Below are 14293 nucleotides of genomic sequence, written 5' to 3' on the forward strand. Positions count from 1 at the left end.
ACAACTTAAAAATTAATATTACCTAAATGCACTACGAGTTGAAATTAATAACTAAAAATTAATATACAAAGAGAATAGTGTTAAAACGATTTCAAAAAAAATAGTCCTCAAAAAATGAGGACTATTTATATGAAATTATAAATTATTTCTTAGTGAGCTGGTACGAAACGCTCTCTTGCATCTTGCAATAATTGTTCTGCTTCTGCTTTATCACCGTACCCTTCAATTGTTGTTGTTTTATTTTCTAAGTCTTTATAAACTCTGAAAAAGTGCTCAACTTCTTTCAATGTATGAGGATTCATATCAGTGATGTTTTCTAATTGGTTCCATGTTGGATCAGCAACTGGTACACAAATTAATTTTTCATCTTGTCCTTTGTCATCAGACATTTTAAGAACACCGATTGTTTTTACTTCGATTACACATCCAGGAACAGTAGGTTCTGTTAAGAAAACTAATACGTCAATTGGATCTCCGTCTAATCCTAATGTATTTTCTACGAAACCGTAATCAGCTGGGTAGAACATTGGAGAGTATAAAACACGATCAAAACGGATTCTTCCTGTTTCGTGATCCATTTCATATTTATTGCGAGATCCTCTTGGGATTTCAATGATTGCATCAAAAGTCATTGTAATATTCTTTTTTTTATTATGTATTTTCTAAAAATTCCAATCTAAACCGATTGTGATGCCAAATTTACGAACATCTGGCAAATTATTATAATTTCCGCGCCAATTAAAATCAACACGTATTGGTCTAATGTTTCCAAAACCAATGTTTTCGATCCCAAACCCGTATTCGTAGTAGATTTGTTGATTTGGTGCAAAATATTCTATTGTCGAACGATTAATAGCTTTACTTTTCTCAGAAATGTCTCCGTAAGCCGCTCTCAAGAATCCAACTTCTCTTAATTTTAATTTTTTGATTAACGGAACTTTGTTCAAAATCCAACCGTTAAAATGATGTTCCCAATTCATCGTTACATATTCGTCTGTTACAAATTCATAATAATCTAATTGCGAAAATGTACCATAAACTTGTCCGTAACTCTCATTACCAGGTAATGCACTCATTAATGATAAAGGAACACCTTGAAATGTTTTTCCAGCTTCTGCAGTTACCAATGATTTACCAAAAGATCCAATCAAAATTGGTTGTGTATATAAAAATTGTAATTTATCATATTCAAAATCTGAATTAATTACACCTTTCAATCCTTTTGTATAACGCAACATCAACGTTGGAGCAAGTGTTGTCATTTCGTAACGATCAATTCCATATTGAGAATATTTTGCACCTGGACGAGCAATTACCGAAACACTTACACTTGAGTTTGTTAAAGTTTCTTTTATCTGACCATTTTTTTCATAACCAATCGAGAAATGTTCTGCATCAGCTGGTTTAATTAATTGATAATTTCCATCAACACGAAATGTTACATTTTTCCAAGGTTCGATCGACGCATACACATTTGTCAAATTATTATTACTCAAAAATGTATTATCTCCTTGATTGATGATTGATGACGAAGCAAAACTACGCGTCATAATTCCGTCAGAAGCCGTTAACGTTGCAGCCAATTGTTCTACATCACGTTTTGTTCCGATACCGACTTGAAAACGATTATATTTATTGAACATGTAACGAAAATCTGCTCCATATTTGAATTTATCATCTCCAAAACCATATGCCAAGAAACCTTGCGCACGCCACATATCATTTTGCGAAAAATATGTACGAGCTCCAGCTCTCAAACGGAAACCTTCGATTTGATTGTATCCAAAAGATGAATATAAATTCCCGATATCAATAGCATTTCCGACATTGTAATATCCAGAACCAAAAATCTCGATTGCTTTCACAATATTATTGAATTTTGGTACTTTATTTAATTGCTCTAATGTTTCGTAAATCCCTTCTTGATCTTTCGTTAAAGCTTCAGGACGATTTTCTGCCCAAAACTGATTATCTTTTTCGTTAAGCGCAGCTTTTGCTGGATCTAATTTTTCGTAATAAAAAGCTTCGGGATGTATTGTATCGAAATCGTAATTGTAATAATTCACCGTTTTATGCGCAAAAATTCCTTTTGCACTTTCCTTTTTACTCAACAACGACATATCCAACATCGCGTATTCTTTCTTTGGGTAGAAAATAGAATCATTTGGAATATCATATTCCAAATTCATGAAAATATTACGCACAAAATTCACGTTCATTTCTTTCGTTGTTTCCATCACAACCTCTTTCACCGCATAAGCATCTTTCGAAATATATAATTCTCCTTTAAATGTCAACTCTCCTTCACGACGCGGATAATATTTGATTCGATAAGATTCTATTCCATCTACATCAACAGTATCTTTCAATTCGTAATCATAAACCGCGAAACCATCTGTCGCAATTGGACTCACAAATTTGATGTCTAAAATATTGATACGATTATCATAAATATCAATATCACGAAAAAGATTTTTTACCGTAGAAGCTACCACTTCATTTTTCTCGAAACCTGATGTCTTATTTGCAATTAATTCGCGACGCTCTTTTGTTGAAGGTTTATTAATTCCCGCAACATTGTAAATTGACTCATTCAAGAAAGCTGGTAAATATGTTTTTCCATTAATAGAAGAAGTATCTACTTTCTCGAAAACAAACTCCATTCCTTTAAAAATCTTACGTTTCATAAAAGTTGAATCGATATTACTAATATCAAATTGCAACTTTTCGTATTCGTCGTACTGATAATGAGGAGCTAATTTTAGCCCATTTTTCTTTTTACGCTTCCATACTTCACGTAAAATAGCATAAGCTGGATTTTCTTTCTTTTTAAGACGTTTTTTCTTTGCCGAAACAACAGCGGTTTGTAAATCTACCGTTCCATCATCTTCTTCTGAAGTATTGTCTTCTGCTAAAAATAATTGAGCAATAAAATTATAATCAATTTTATTTTCGATTACATAATCAGAAGTTTCGTATCCATTTTTTGATACGACAATTTTATTTGTATTCGAACTAGATTCGATATAAAAAGTTCCATCTGAGTTGGATGTAGCACTAACTTTTAACTCCGGTAAACGAATATCTGCATAAGGAATCGGTTTCAATGTTTCAGAATCGATCACTTTTCCCTGAATTTTTACTTGAGCGTGCAAAGACGTCAAAACAACTAAAAAAACAGCTGTTATATAACTTTTCATCAATAAGATTTGTTTAAAAAAATAAAGCCTAGCAAAATATGTGCTAGACTTTACAAATATAGTTGATAAATCTTATATTATTTATACATAACTGATTTTACAGCTTCAATTACATCTTTTGCATTTGGAATCCAAGTTTCATATAAGTTTGGAGCGTAAGGTGCTGATGTATCTTTCGTTGTAATACGTTTGATTGGCGCATCTAAATAGTCGAAAGCTTTTTGTTGAACCATATAAGTAATTTCTGAAGCAACAGAAGCAAAAGGCCAAGCTTCTTCTAAAACAACCAAACGATTTGTTTTCTTCACAGATTTGAAGATTGTATCATAATCTAATGGGCGAACTGTACGTAAATCGATTACTTCTACACTGATTCCTTCTTTTGCTAATTCATCAGCAGCGATGTAAGCTTGCTTAATAATTTTCCCGAAAGAAACTAATGTTACATCTGTACCTTCACGTTTGATTTCTGCTTTACCAATTTCGATTGTGTATTCTTCATCTGGCATTTCCATTTTATCCCCATACATCTGTTCAGATTCCATGAAAATAACTGGATCGTTATCACGAATTGCAGATTTTAATAAACCTTTTGCGTCATAAGGATTTGAAGGAACAATTACTTTAAGGCCAGGTACATTTGCATACCAGTTTTCAAAAGCTTGTGAGTGAGTTGCTCCTAACTGTCCTGCAGAAGCAGTAGGTCCTCTAAATACAATTGGACAGTTGAATTGTCCTCCTGACATTTGATAAATTTTTGCAGCGTTATTGATAATTTGGTCAATAGACACTAATGAGAAGTTGAATGTCATGTATTCTACAATTGGACGACATCCCGTCATTGTAGATCCAATTGCGATTCCAGAAAAACCAGCCTCTGCGATTGGCGCATCAATTACACGTTCTGCTCCAAATTCGTCTAACATTCCTTTCGAAGCTTTGTACGCTCCGTTGTATTCTGCTACTTCTTCTCCAATTAAAAATATAGATTCATCGCGACGCATTTCTTCACTCATTGCCTCTGCGATTACTTCTCTAAATGTTTTTATAGCCATTTTATGCGATTTCGTTCTTTATTATATTTTTTCCTAAAGCAAATGTAATAAAAAACTTGCGAATTATTTAAAACGAATTCATTCAATAAAAAAATCCCAAAATAATCTAAAGTTATTTTGGGATCGAAAAAATATTTAAAAAAGAATGTAATCTCTATTTTAGAACCAGCCTTTGTGACCTTCTACATATGTTTTATCAAACTCTTCGTCAGATTTAGTCAAATAAATAATCCTTTCAATAAATCCAATAAGTCCAGCAAATCCAAATGTTACAAAAGTGGCAATAATTTGAATAACTCCTTCTTTTGTATATCCTAAATAGAATTTATGAATTCCTAAATATCCTACTAAAATTCCTAAAATTCCAGCAATGATTTTTTTCTCTGATTTGTACGGCTGATTGTTTTCCATCGTTTTTAAAGTTTAAATAATAATTGTTTTTGTTGGTTACAAATTTAATTTGTCCATCATTCTTAAAAATCACTAGATATAATGATTTTGAATACTGTACAAATAAAATAAATCTGATCTTAATTTAAGGTTAACGATTTAACAATCTACTTTTTATAAAATCAATTGCTTTTCTTTACATTTGCATAAAATGGTGCTCAACGAGTGAGTTAAAAGGGAATTTGGTTCAATTCCAAAACTGTCCCCGCAACTGTAAATTCTAACATACTTTTTGTAAAAGAATAAGTCAGGAAACCTGCCATTGCTAACAAATTAATAGAAAATGTTTTCGGAGGAAAAACAGATTTTAATATGAAAAAACTTTTTCTTTGTTTTAATCTTATCGCTGGAATTGCTTTTGCACAGACGGATACCATCAATTTGAAACCTTTGATTTTGAACGATGCTTTTCTTAAAAATCATTACAAATCTCAAAGTATTATCAAACTTAATGATAGTATTTTAGAGCAAAATCCTAATCAACTGACGCAAGTTTTACAAGCGCAAACGCCAATTTATTTTAAAGAAAATGGACGAGGAATGGTTTCTTCGCCTTCGTTTCGTGGAACTTTAGCTTCGCATACAGCGGTAATTTGGAACGGAATAAATGTCAATTCGCAAACAACAGGACAAACGGATTTTAATTTATTTGCAAGTAATTCGTTTGACGGAATTTTAGTGAAACCAGGAGGCGGAAGTATTGCGTATGGAACAGGTTCTATCGGCGGTACAATTCATTTGTTGAATAAATTTGAGTATGACAAAGGTTTACAGCAAAAAATAAATTTAGGATACGGAAGTTACGATACATGGTCGGGAAAATATCAATTGAAATATAGTACAGAAAAATTTAGTTCTTCAATCGATTACGAACGAAATCAATCTGATAATGATTATAAAATTCCGAATCACATGAAGAAAAATTTGAACGGGAAATATTATTTCAATACGATGAATGGAAATTTTGGTTATAAATTCGATCCTAAAAATGAATTGAAACTTTATTCAATGTTCAATTTTGGAAAGCGAGAATTTCCTTTGGTTGATATTGGTTCAACGCCTTCTGGGTACGAAAATCAGGATTATCGTTTGATGACAGAATGGAATTTCAATCCAAATGAAAAGTGGCAATCGCAGTTAAAATTAGCTTATATCCGAGAAGAAAGCAGTTATTTCAACAATATTCACAAATCTCATTCGGACGATTTACAAGTTGATAATTATATTTTAAAATATTATCTGAATCATCAATTGACCAATAATTTCGAGCTTTCACTTTTATCTGAAGCTAATTATAATCAAGGAAGTGGAAATAATTTGACCAAAAGTGATCAAAACTCTATCAATTTTGCCTTAATCGCGAAGCATAAATTATCAGATGTTTTGGAATACGAAGCGAGTATTCGCCAAGATTTTTCGGACACGTACCAAAATCCATTTATTTATTCGTTAGGTTTTAATTATCGTCCAATACATTCATATCAATTGAGAGGAAATGTTTCGAAAAATTTCAGAAATCCAACGTACAATGATTTATTTTGGAAAACTGGCGGAAATCCAGATTTGAAATCAGAATCAGCTTATCAATTTGAATTAGGAAATGATTTTATCAGCAAAAATTTAAACATTCAAACCAATATTTTTTATAATAAGTTGAGTGATATGATTCAATGGATTCCGAGCTCGCAAAACAGTTCTTATTGGGTTCCTGTGAACATCAACAAAGCAGAAACCTATGGTTTTGAAATGATTGGAAATTACAAATGGAATGCGTTTAGTTTCAATACAACTTATGCATACATCAAAACAAAAGATAAATTTAAAAATAAGGAATTGATGTATTCCCCAAACCATAAATGGACGGCGAGCGCACAATACACTTACAAACGGTTATCTGCTTTTGTACAAAATATTTATACAAGTAAAGTTTTTACCGATTCGGAAGAAGAAAGAACACTTGATGGTTTTTGGCTAGCGAATTTAGGTTTAAACTATACGATTTCACCACTTTATAGCGTTTCTATGAGAGTGAATAATGTGTTTAACCAAGAATATCAAACGCAAGAAAATCGTTGGCAACCAGGCACAAATTATAACATACAAATACAAATAAAATTTTAAAAAACTATGACTAAATTTAAATCAATCGCACTTATAGCCTTGGCAGGAGTATTTTTACAATCTTGTTCAAATGACGATGATGGACCAAACAATGATCCTGAAAAAGGAAACTACTCGAAAGGAGTTTTTATTTTGAATGAAGGAGGTTTCAATTCAGCTAACGCAGAAATCACTTATTTTGATCCAACAAAAGATGTAAGTACAACAAATCCTATTCAAGAAATTTTCAAGACTGCGAACGCAGGTGCGCAATTGGGTTCTGTAGGACAAAGCATGTATTTCAAAGGAAACAAAGCTTATATTGTTCTTAATGTTTCTAATAAAGTAGAAGTTGTAGACAACACAACTTTCAAAAAAATTAGTACAATTCCATCATCAGATAATATGAGCAACCCTCGTTATATCGTTTCTGATGATCAATTTTTGTATATCTCAAACTGGGGAGATCCTAATGTTACGACAGACGATTTTATTGCAAAATACAAAATCAGTGATTTAACTTTCGTAGAAAAATATAAGGTTGACGAAGGTCCAGAAAAAATGATTCTTGACAATAACAAACTTTATGTTGCACAAAAAGGTGGCTGGGGAACAGGTAAAACAGTTACAATTATTGACCTTAAAACAAATGATAAAAAAAGTATAAATGTTGGTGATGTTCCGACGGATTTAACAATTCAAAACGGAAATCTATTAGTACTTTCTCAAGGTGTTTCTTACGGAAATAATACTACAAAAGGAAAATTGGTTCGTTATAATTTAACTTCAGAAGACAAATTAGAAATGAATTTTCCTGATGGACAACATCCAAATTTCTTAGTTGCAGAGAATAGTAAATTGTATTACATCGTTAATAATTCTGTTTATTCTATGGCTACAAATGCGACAGTTTTGCCTACAAAAGCAGATTACATAACAGGAGCTGATAATGTATATGGTTTTTATGTAAAAGGTGATACTTTTTATGTTTTAGACGCAAAAGATTACAATTCTAATGGACGATTATTAATTCAGAATGCACAAGGAGGTCTTAAAAATCCAGCAATTACAACTGGAGTTTCACCAAATTCTGTTTACATCAAATAATATTTCCTGAAAAATCAACATAAAAAATCTGAACTTTAAACTTCAGATTTTTTTATGTTTTTCATTTTGAAAATTGTTTGTGAATTAAACACTACAATCGCTAGTAAAATCAAACTATAACCGATCATTTGCATTGGAGAAACGGCTTCTTTGTAATAGAAAATTGCTAAAACAAAATTCATAATTGGATTCAAATAAATTAAAATTCCAACGGTTGAAGAGTCAATTCCTTTTAAAGCAAAATTATTTAAGAACATTGGAATGATAGTGAACAAAATCACAATCATCATGATACATTGATAGAAAATTGTTTCGGTCGGAATTGGTCCTGAAAAGATGAAAACCAATGGTAACATCAGAATGGCTACAATTAATAATTGTGTCATCAACAAATTGAAACTATCAAAAACATTCAAACTTCTCTGAATAATGATATAGAGTGCAAATGTACAAGCTACAATCAAACTATAAACCAAGTCTATAAGATGACCTATAGAAATAACCAAACATGCTAAAAGACTAATACCAACTGCAATCCATTTTATTTTGGTCAAATGTTCTTTCAGAATAATGAAAGCCAAAACGGTAGTAATAATCGGGCAAACCAAGTACGAAAGCGATGCTGCTTGCACACTAATATGATTCATGACAATAATAAACATCAACCAATTTGTCATCAAAATCAACGATCCGCCAACAATTAAACTTCCTAATTTTTTCTGTTTCTTTTTATCAAATGATTTGAATAAATCAAAATCAGCTTTCATCTTATTGCGTCGAAATCCAAGATTAATTACCACTAAAAAGAAAACCGAAACGTACAATCTAAAAAATAGAATATCCAAAGGTGGATAACCTGCGATTGGTTTCAATCCGAAACTGAAAAATCCCCACATAAAGTAGGTTACAATGGCTGCAATGATATATTTTGATTGATTCATAAAAGAGGCATCAATTTGTACAAATGTATCGAATATCCAATTTGGAAATGATTATTTTTGCCTTAAATTTTATAGAAATGGAAAATCTTTTTACAGACGAATATTTTATGCGAATAGCCTTTAACGAAGCGATTACAGCTTTCGAGCGAGACGAAATTCCAGTTGGAGCTGTGATTGTTTGTAACAACAAAATTATCGCGAAAGCACATAATTTAACCGAAACGTTGACTGATGTTACCGCGCATGCTGAAATGCAAGCCATTACGTCTGCAGCAAATTATTTGGGTGGAAAATACTTACAAGATTGCACATTGTATGTAACCTTAGAACCTTGTGTGATGTGCGGCGGAGCGTTGTATTGGAGCCAAATCTCGAAAGTGGTTTATGGTGCTTCGGATGAAAAACGTGGTTTTAAAGCAAAAATTGGCGAGTTACATCCAAAAACTGAAATTGTTTCGGGAATTATGGAAGATGAATGTGGTCTATTGATGAAAGATTTTTTTCAACGCAAGCGTTAAATTGATTTCAAAATCGATAAAACTTCGTCATAATTTTCTATAAAAGCCATGTGTCCGCCATCAAATTTGTACAAATGAATATTAGGTAAATTTGGAATTAAAGTTAAAAATAATTCAGGATTAACTGTTTCATCATTCATTCCAACAATAATATAAATTCCACCTTTGAAATCATACAAAATCGACGAACGATATGGACGCTCTCGCATTCCTTTCAAAGCTGCACAAACCCCTTCAATTGGAGTTTTTAAAGCAATTTCTTTTACAAATTTCAACTCATCTTTGAATTGATCTCGATGATGCGCTGCAAATAAAGTAGGCATACTAAAACTCACCAACGCATTGAAATTTTTACGAGCAGTTTCACACGCTTTCAAACGTTGATTTTTCTTCGCTTCATCATCTGGTAAAGTCGAGGAGTTAATCAAAACAATATTTTCTACTCGTTCAGGAAAAAGATCAGCCAACGCACACGTCACATATCCTCCCATCGAATGTCCTACAAAAGCTACTTTTTCAAGATTTAATTCATCCAGAACTTCAATCACTTTTTCTGCCATTTCTTCCATCGTATTCACCTCTTGAAAATTTTCAGAATTTCCATGTCCAGGTAAATCAATTGTAATAATTTGATTGTGATGAAATAAATCATTCTGTAAACGATTCCATATTTTATGATTTTCCAAAAAACCATGTAAGAAAACTATAGGTTTCCCAACTCCAATACTTTCGTAGAACAACATATTTTGGTTCAGAATTTGTAATTAATTAAATACAAATTTACAACAATGAAAAAATATAATCCTATTATAATACTCACAATAGCTATTGGTGCTATTCTTATTTATTGTATTACAAGAAATAAATCACTTATAATTGGAGGTTCTGTACAAAAAGAAATTAAAAAAGATTCTTCTATTCAGGAAATTGCTTTTGCTTCTCCAAAGATTATGAATAATTCTGAATTGAAATTAATACAAGGAAAAGGTAAATTTGAAATTGAAAAAGTAGCAAAAGAAGAACAAACATTTAGTTTTAGAAATGATTCTTCTTCATCTGTTTTTATTCAAATAATTCCTCAAGATAAACTAGGAAACATTAGAATTAATCAACTTATCTCTCCAAATAATGAAAAAGATGGTCCTTTTAGACAAGAAATCAATTACGATTTAAACGAAAAAGGTTTGTATCAAATTCGAATTGGCGAAAGTTTGATGCAAGGCGATCCATTTGAAGGAAAATATACCTTGAAATTGCAGTTAAAATAGTTACTTTTACAACAGAATTTTTCTGTTATGAAATGGACTTTTATCGCTTTTATTACATTGATTACGCTTTATAGTTGTGAAGACAAATCTACACCAACCATTTATCCAAGCAAGATTGGAGTTGATTCTGCGTACAAGGATTTGGTAAAAAAAGATAAGCCAACAACAGAAGATGTAATGAAGGAAGAAGTGGTAAAAACAGCTTCTCCTCAGAAGAAAGTTGTGACAAAACCTCAACAAAAAGTTGTATCTAACGCAGATAAAATTATTCCGTTAAGTGCTAATAACACAACCGAAAATCTGGAAGTAAGTTATGCAAAAGCTAAAGCAGAACCAACTAAAATAGCAGGACAAACAAATACATTTACCTTTAATGCAGATTCTGCTAAAAAAGTTTGGATCAAAATTTCTGCGCAAGATTCTACAGCAAATATCAGAATTAATCACATCAAAGGACCTGTGGATTCTATAAAAGGTGGTCCTTTTGGCAAAGAAACCATTTTCGAATTACCTGCTCGTGGTGTGTATCAATTCTCGATTTCTGAGAAACCGACAAACCCAAAACCATACGCTGGAAAATATAAAGTTGAATTGAAATTATTGTGGAAGTAAATTTCTATTTGTAGTAGATTTTGTAGTTGAGTGAATGATTTTTCAAAATATCTTGTTTAATCATTTCACCATTAATTTCATAATATAAATCAACTGGTTGTTTCGTATTAATCAAATCAAAATAGCCATTTCCTTCGGGACAAAAAGGATTTTCATAAGAAGTTTCTAATCCAATAAAATAGTTTTTCATCTCTGAAGGTTTAAGTTTTAAATGAATCGGAAAAATATATTTTCCTTGATAATCTTTATCCACTTCAAACCATTTTTCTTCAATCAAACTTTGTTTATCCTCAATCGATTTTAGAATCATTGGTTTGAAATAATAATATTCGTTGCAATAATTTTTCTTTTTCACTTTTGATTCAAACAAAATTTCAATTGCGACAATTTCAATTTCTTTCTCATTTGGAAGTAATAAATTCGAAAATATTTTAAGTCCGAAACTTGTGTTATCCGTTAATCGAACCACTTGTTTAAACTTTGGACGAAATTGTTTGTAATTGGAATAATTCACTACCTCAACTTGATTGAGATTAATCGTATCCAACTTTTGAGCAAAACTCATCACAGAAAGTAAGAAAAGAATTAGAAACTTCATTTTATAAAAATAGAAAAAATTTTCAGTAAATGATTTTCTCAATTCATCCTAAAAAATCAACAATTCGTAAACATATATTTATACAAGTCTTTTGCTAACTATAGTTTTGATAAAAATTAACAACATGAAAACACTTATCAAAATCCTAAAAATCTTCTTTATTGCTCTAATTTCAATAATTACACTTATTTTTTTGTATTTATTTATTAGTAATAAAATTTTCTTAGCTTCTAAAAATGAAACAAATATTGGCTATCTAAAAAATAATAAAACAACAATTGACAGCAACTTTGATTCTCAGATTTTTGATAATAACTTCAACACTTCAAATGTTATTCTATTAGGTGAAATTCATGGTTTTGCTGACAATCAAAAATTAGATGAATTTATGTTTAAATATTTGAATAAGAATCTTGGATTCAACTATTACATTGCCGAAATGGACAGTTTAAATTCTAAAAAATTAAACACATTTCTAAGCTCCGATGTTAAAAATGAAAAATTATTAAAAGAAGTTGTTTTAGCTATTAAAAAAAGAATTCCTCAACAATCAAGTCAAGAGTTACTAAAAAAATGGAACAACTTGTATGATTACAATAAAACATTAAATGATTCATCTAAAATCGTTGTTTTGGGTATTGATACAAACTTTGATGATTCTAACAACAAAATTTCAAGAGATTCTGCAATGATTGAAAATTTTAATCATATCATTTCAAAGAATCATCTACAAAATGAAAAATTCTATGGATTATTTGGTCTTTTTCATACACTTCAAAAAAGTATGAATGATAAAGAAAAACCTTTTGCTGAAAGACTTTTAGACAATAAATATAACGTAACAAGCATCGTAAGTTATACATTGGACAGTGAAATGTATTTACCTAAAAATGATCAATTTCCTACTCCAGAAAATGAAAAAATAAACTGGGTAAATGCTGATGGACCGATGATGTTAATAAAAGGTATTCTTGATTTTAAAGAACTTGCAAAGTCTAATTCCATTTCAATTTTTAATCTTAATGCGAAAAATTCACCATACAAATCTTCTCAAAATTTAATTCAAATAAAGTCAAGATTATTTGGAGAAAACTTTACACCAAAAGAAAATTTAAAAACAACTGATTATTTTCAATATATTGCAATACTCCGAAATTCTGAAGCGTTAACTCCAATTCAATAAAAAAAACGGAATCTTATAGATTCCGTTTTTTTATTTTCCATTTATCGATTAAATCAAGTTCAAAACTTGTTCTAAATCTTCTAATAAGTCATCTATATCTTCGATACCAACAGACAAACGAATTAGATCATCTGTAATACCAATTTCAGCACGTTTTTCAGCTGGAATAGATGCGTGTGTCATCGTAGCTGGATGATTTGCTAACGATTCAACTCCTCCTAATGATTCAGCTAAAGTGAAGACTTTTAAGTTTTCTAAAATTTTGAAAGCATCTTCTTTTTTCCCAGAAGTCAACGTAAACGTTACCATTCCTCCGAAATCTTTCATTTGCTTTTTCGCAATTTCGTGTTGTGGATGATTTTCTAAACCTGGATAATACGTATGCGCAACTTTAGGATGAGCTTCTAAAAATTGTGCGATTTTCATTCCATTTGAACAATGACGATCCATACGAACAGCCAATGTTTTGATTCCACGTAAAACTAAGTAAGAATCTTGTGGTCCTAAAATTCCTCCTGTTGCAAATAAATTGAAGTGAACATCTGTTGCCAATTGTTCAGAGTTTACCACAATTGCTCCAGCAACTAAATCTGAGTGACCTCCTAAATATTTTGTTGCTGAATGCATCACAATATCTGCTCCCAACTCAATTGGTCGTTGTAAATATGGCGACGCAAATGTATTATCAACAGCGACTAAAATATCAGATTTTTTTGCTTTTGCAGCATCATTTACCGCTTTGATATCAACCACTTTCATCAATGGATTTGTAGGTGTTTCAACCCAAACCATTTTTGTATTATCATTAATTAAAGCAACAACAGCCTCAACATTTGTCATGTCTACAAAATGGAATTTCAATCCGAATTTTTCATAAACACGTGTAAACAAACGGTAAGAACCTCCATATAAATCGTCCATCGCGATGATTTCATCACCTGGTTTAAATAATTTTAATACACCATCGATTGCTGCCAAACCAGAACCAAATGCAAAACCTGCAACTCCACCTTCGATAGATGCTAATGCATTTTCTAAAGCAGTTCTTGTTGGATTTGCACCACGAGAATATTCGTATCCTTTGTAATCTCCTGGTGATCTTTGCGCGAATGTTGATGTTTGGTAAATTGGAGTCATTACGGCTCCTGTAGAAGGGTCATGTTGTTGACCTCCATGTATAGCTTTTGTATTGAATTTCATTGTAAATGCTTTTAACTATAGCAAATATATGGAGTTTTATTTATTCTTTGTTTTAAAGATT

At 31.2% G+C, this 14293-nt stretch carries 14 protein-coding genes and 1 riboswitch; of the genes, 6 read left to right on the plus strand and 8 right to left on the minus strand.

Annotation, left to right across the window (positions count from 1 at the left end; all coding sequences use genetic code 11):
* Window positions 1-149 precede the first annotated feature (149 nt).
* From B3R94_RS10230 to B3R94_RS10245, 4 genes are all read right to left on the minus strand, one after another.
* On the minus strand, window positions 150-632 hold the full coding sequence (locus tag B3R94_RS10230; protein WP_038336778.1) for an inorganic diphosphatase: 483 nt from the start codon (window positions 630-632) through the stop codon (window positions 150-152).
* Between the two features lie 30 nt (window positions 633-662).
* Window positions 663-3200, minus strand: a complete 2538-nt coding sequence (locus B3R94_RS10235; RefSeq protein WP_291100618.1) for a DUF5686 family protein — start codon at window positions 3198-3200, stop codon at window positions 663-665.
* Window positions 3201-3277: 77 nt separating this feature from the next.
* Window positions 3278-4255 carry a pyruvate dehydrogenase complex E1 component subunit beta gene (locus B3R94_RS10240; protein WP_280049928.1) on the minus strand — a complete coding sequence of 326 codons (978 nt, stop codon included), beginning with the start codon at window positions 4253-4255 and terminating at the stop codon, window positions 3278-3280.
* Window positions 4256-4414: 159 nt separating this feature from the next.
* Window positions 4415-4666, minus strand: coding sequence for a TM2 domain-containing protein (locus B3R94_RS10245; protein WP_038336776.1), 252 nt, complete (start codon window positions 4664-4666; stop codon window positions 4415-4417).
* A gap of 174 nt (window positions 4667-4840) precedes the next feature.
* A riboswitch (cobalamin riboswitch) is annotated at window positions 4841-4983 on the plus strand.
* 34 nt (window positions 4984-5017) lie between these two features.
* Between B3R94_RS10245 and B3R94_RS10250 the strand changes: the two genes are divergently transcribed.
* Window positions 5018-6826 (plus strand): TonB-dependent receptor plug domain-containing protein, encoded by a 1809-nt coding sequence (locus B3R94_RS10250; RefSeq protein WP_291100623.1) that lies wholly within the window; start codon window positions 5018-5020, stop codon window positions 6824-6826.
* Between the two features lie 6 nt (window positions 6827-6832).
* Window positions 6833-7912 carry a DUF5074 domain-containing protein gene (locus B3R94_RS10255; protein WP_291100625.1) on the plus strand — a complete coding sequence of 360 codons (1080 nt, stop codon included), beginning with the start codon at window positions 6833-6835 and terminating at the stop codon, window positions 7910-7912.
* 35 nt (window positions 7913-7947) lie between these two features.
* On the opposite strand, the gene B3R94_RS10260 is transcribed toward B3R94_RS10255, so the two are convergent.
* Complete coding sequence (locus tag B3R94_RS10260; protein ID WP_291100628.1) at window positions 7948-8853, minus strand: EamA family transporter; 906 nt, start codon at window positions 8851-8853, stop codon at window positions 7948-7950.
* Between the two features lie 77 nt (window positions 8854-8930).
* Here B3R94_RS10260 and B3R94_RS10265 point away from each other — a divergent pair, with 77 nt between their 5' ends.
* A complete protein-coding gene (locus tag B3R94_RS10265; RefSeq protein WP_125349964.1) occupies window positions 8931-9371 on the plus strand; it encodes a nucleoside deaminase in 441 nt (146 codons plus the stop codon).
* Here B3R94_RS10265 and B3R94_RS10270 read toward each other — a convergent pair.
* Window positions 9368-10114, minus strand: a complete 747-nt coding sequence (locus B3R94_RS10270) for an alpha/beta fold hydrolase (RefSeq protein ID WP_291100631.1) — start codon at window positions 10112-10114, stop codon at window positions 9368-9370. The genes B3R94_RS10265 and B3R94_RS10270 overlap by 4 nt on opposite strands.
* Before the next feature lie 45 nt (window positions 10115-10159).
* Here B3R94_RS10270 and B3R94_RS10275 point away from each other — a divergent pair, with 45 nt between their 5' ends.
* Window positions 10160-10639 carry a hypothetical protein gene (locus B3R94_RS10275; protein ID WP_291100634.1) on the plus strand — a complete coding sequence of 160 codons (480 nt, stop codon included), beginning with the start codon at window positions 10160-10162 and terminating at the stop codon, window positions 10637-10639.
* A 27-nt stretch (window positions 10640-10666) separates the two neighbouring features.
* The gene (locus tag B3R94_RS10280) at window positions 10667-11251 is read left to right on the plus strand and encodes a hypothetical protein (RefSeq protein WP_280049934.1); all 585 of its coding nucleotides are present in this window, start codon (window positions 10667-10669) and stop codon (window positions 11249-11251) included.
* A gap of 4 nt (window positions 11252-11255) precedes the next feature.
* Here the strand turns inward: B3R94_RS10280 and B3R94_RS10285 are convergent, their stop codons facing one another.
* Window positions 11256-11849: a hypothetical protein gene (locus B3R94_RS10285; RefSeq protein WP_291100638.1), complete on the minus strand. Its 594-nt coding sequence runs from the start codon at window positions 11847-11849 to the stop codon at window positions 11256-11258.
* A gap of 124 nt (window positions 11850-11973) precedes the next feature.
* Here B3R94_RS10285 and B3R94_RS10290 point away from each other — a divergent pair, with 124 nt between their 5' ends.
* On the plus strand, window positions 11974-13032 hold the full coding sequence (locus B3R94_RS10290) for a hypothetical protein (protein WP_219034053.1): 1059 nt from the start codon (window positions 11974-11976) through the stop codon (window positions 13030-13032).
* A gap of 48 nt (window positions 13033-13080) precedes the next feature.
* On the opposite strand, the gene B3R94_RS10295 is transcribed toward B3R94_RS10290, so the two are convergent.
* A complete protein-coding gene (locus B3R94_RS10295; RefSeq protein ID WP_125349970.1) occupies window positions 13081-14232 on the minus strand; it encodes a cystathionine gamma-synthase in 1152 nt (383 codons plus the stop codon).
* Between the last annotated feature and the right edge of the window lie 61 nt (window positions 14233-14293).

The sequence above is a fragment of the Empedobacter sp. UBA7611 genome (assembly GCF_002484365.1).
GTDB lineage: Bacteria > Bacteroidota > Bacteroidia > Flavobacteriales > Weeksellaceae > Empedobacter > Empedobacter falsenii_B.

Coding starts and splice junctions, on each gene's coding strand:
- B3R94_RS10230 (WP_038336778.1), bottom strand. CDS start 632: ATGACTTTTGATGCAATCATTGAAATCCCAAGAGGATCTCGCAATAAA.
- B3R94_RS10235 (WP_291100618.1), bottom strand. CDS start 3,200: ATGAAAAGTTATATAACAGCTGTTTTTTTAGTTGTTTTGACGTCTTTG.
- B3R94_RS10240 (WP_280049928.1), bottom strand. CDS start 4,255: ATGGCTATAAAAACATTTAGAGAAGTAATCGCAGAGGCAATGAGTGAA.
- B3R94_RS10245 (WP_038336776.1), bottom strand. CDS start 4,666: ATGGAAAACAATCAGCCGTACAAATCAGAGAAAAAAATCATTGCTGGA.
- B3R94_RS10250 (WP_291100623.1), top strand. CDS start 5,018: ATGAAAAAACTTTTTCTTTGTTTTAATCTTATCGCTGGAATTGCTTTT.
- B3R94_RS10255 (WP_291100625.1), top strand. CDS start 6,833: ATGACTAAATTTAAATCAATCGCACTTATAGCCTTGGCAGGAGTATTT.
- B3R94_RS10260 (WP_291100628.1), bottom strand. CDS start 8,853: ATGAATCAATCAAAATATATCATTGCAGCCATTGTAACCTACTTTATG.
- B3R94_RS10265 (WP_125349964.1), top strand. CDS start 8,931: ATGGAAAATCTTTTTACAGACGAATATTTTATGCGAATAGCCTTTAAC.
- B3R94_RS10270 (WP_291100631.1), bottom strand. CDS start 10,114: ATGTTGTTCTACGAAAGTATTGGAGTTGGGAAACCTATAGTTTTCTTA.
- B3R94_RS10275 (WP_291100634.1), top strand. CDS start 10,160: ATGAAAAAATATAATCCTATTATAATACTCACAATAGCTATTGGTGCT.
- B3R94_RS10280 (WP_280049934.1), top strand. CDS start 10,667: ATGAAATGGACTTTTATCGCTTTTATTACATTGATTACGCTTTATAGT.
- B3R94_RS10285 (WP_291100638.1), bottom strand. CDS start 11,849: ATGAAGTTTCTAATTCTTTTCTTACTTTCTGTGATGAGTTTTGCTCAA.
- B3R94_RS10290 (WP_219034053.1), top strand. CDS start 11,974: ATGAAAACACTTATCAAAATCCTAAAAATCTTCTTTATTGCTCTAATT.
- B3R94_RS10295 (WP_125349970.1), bottom strand. CDS start 14,232: ATGAAATTCAATACAAAAGCTATACATGGAGGTCAACAACATGACCCT.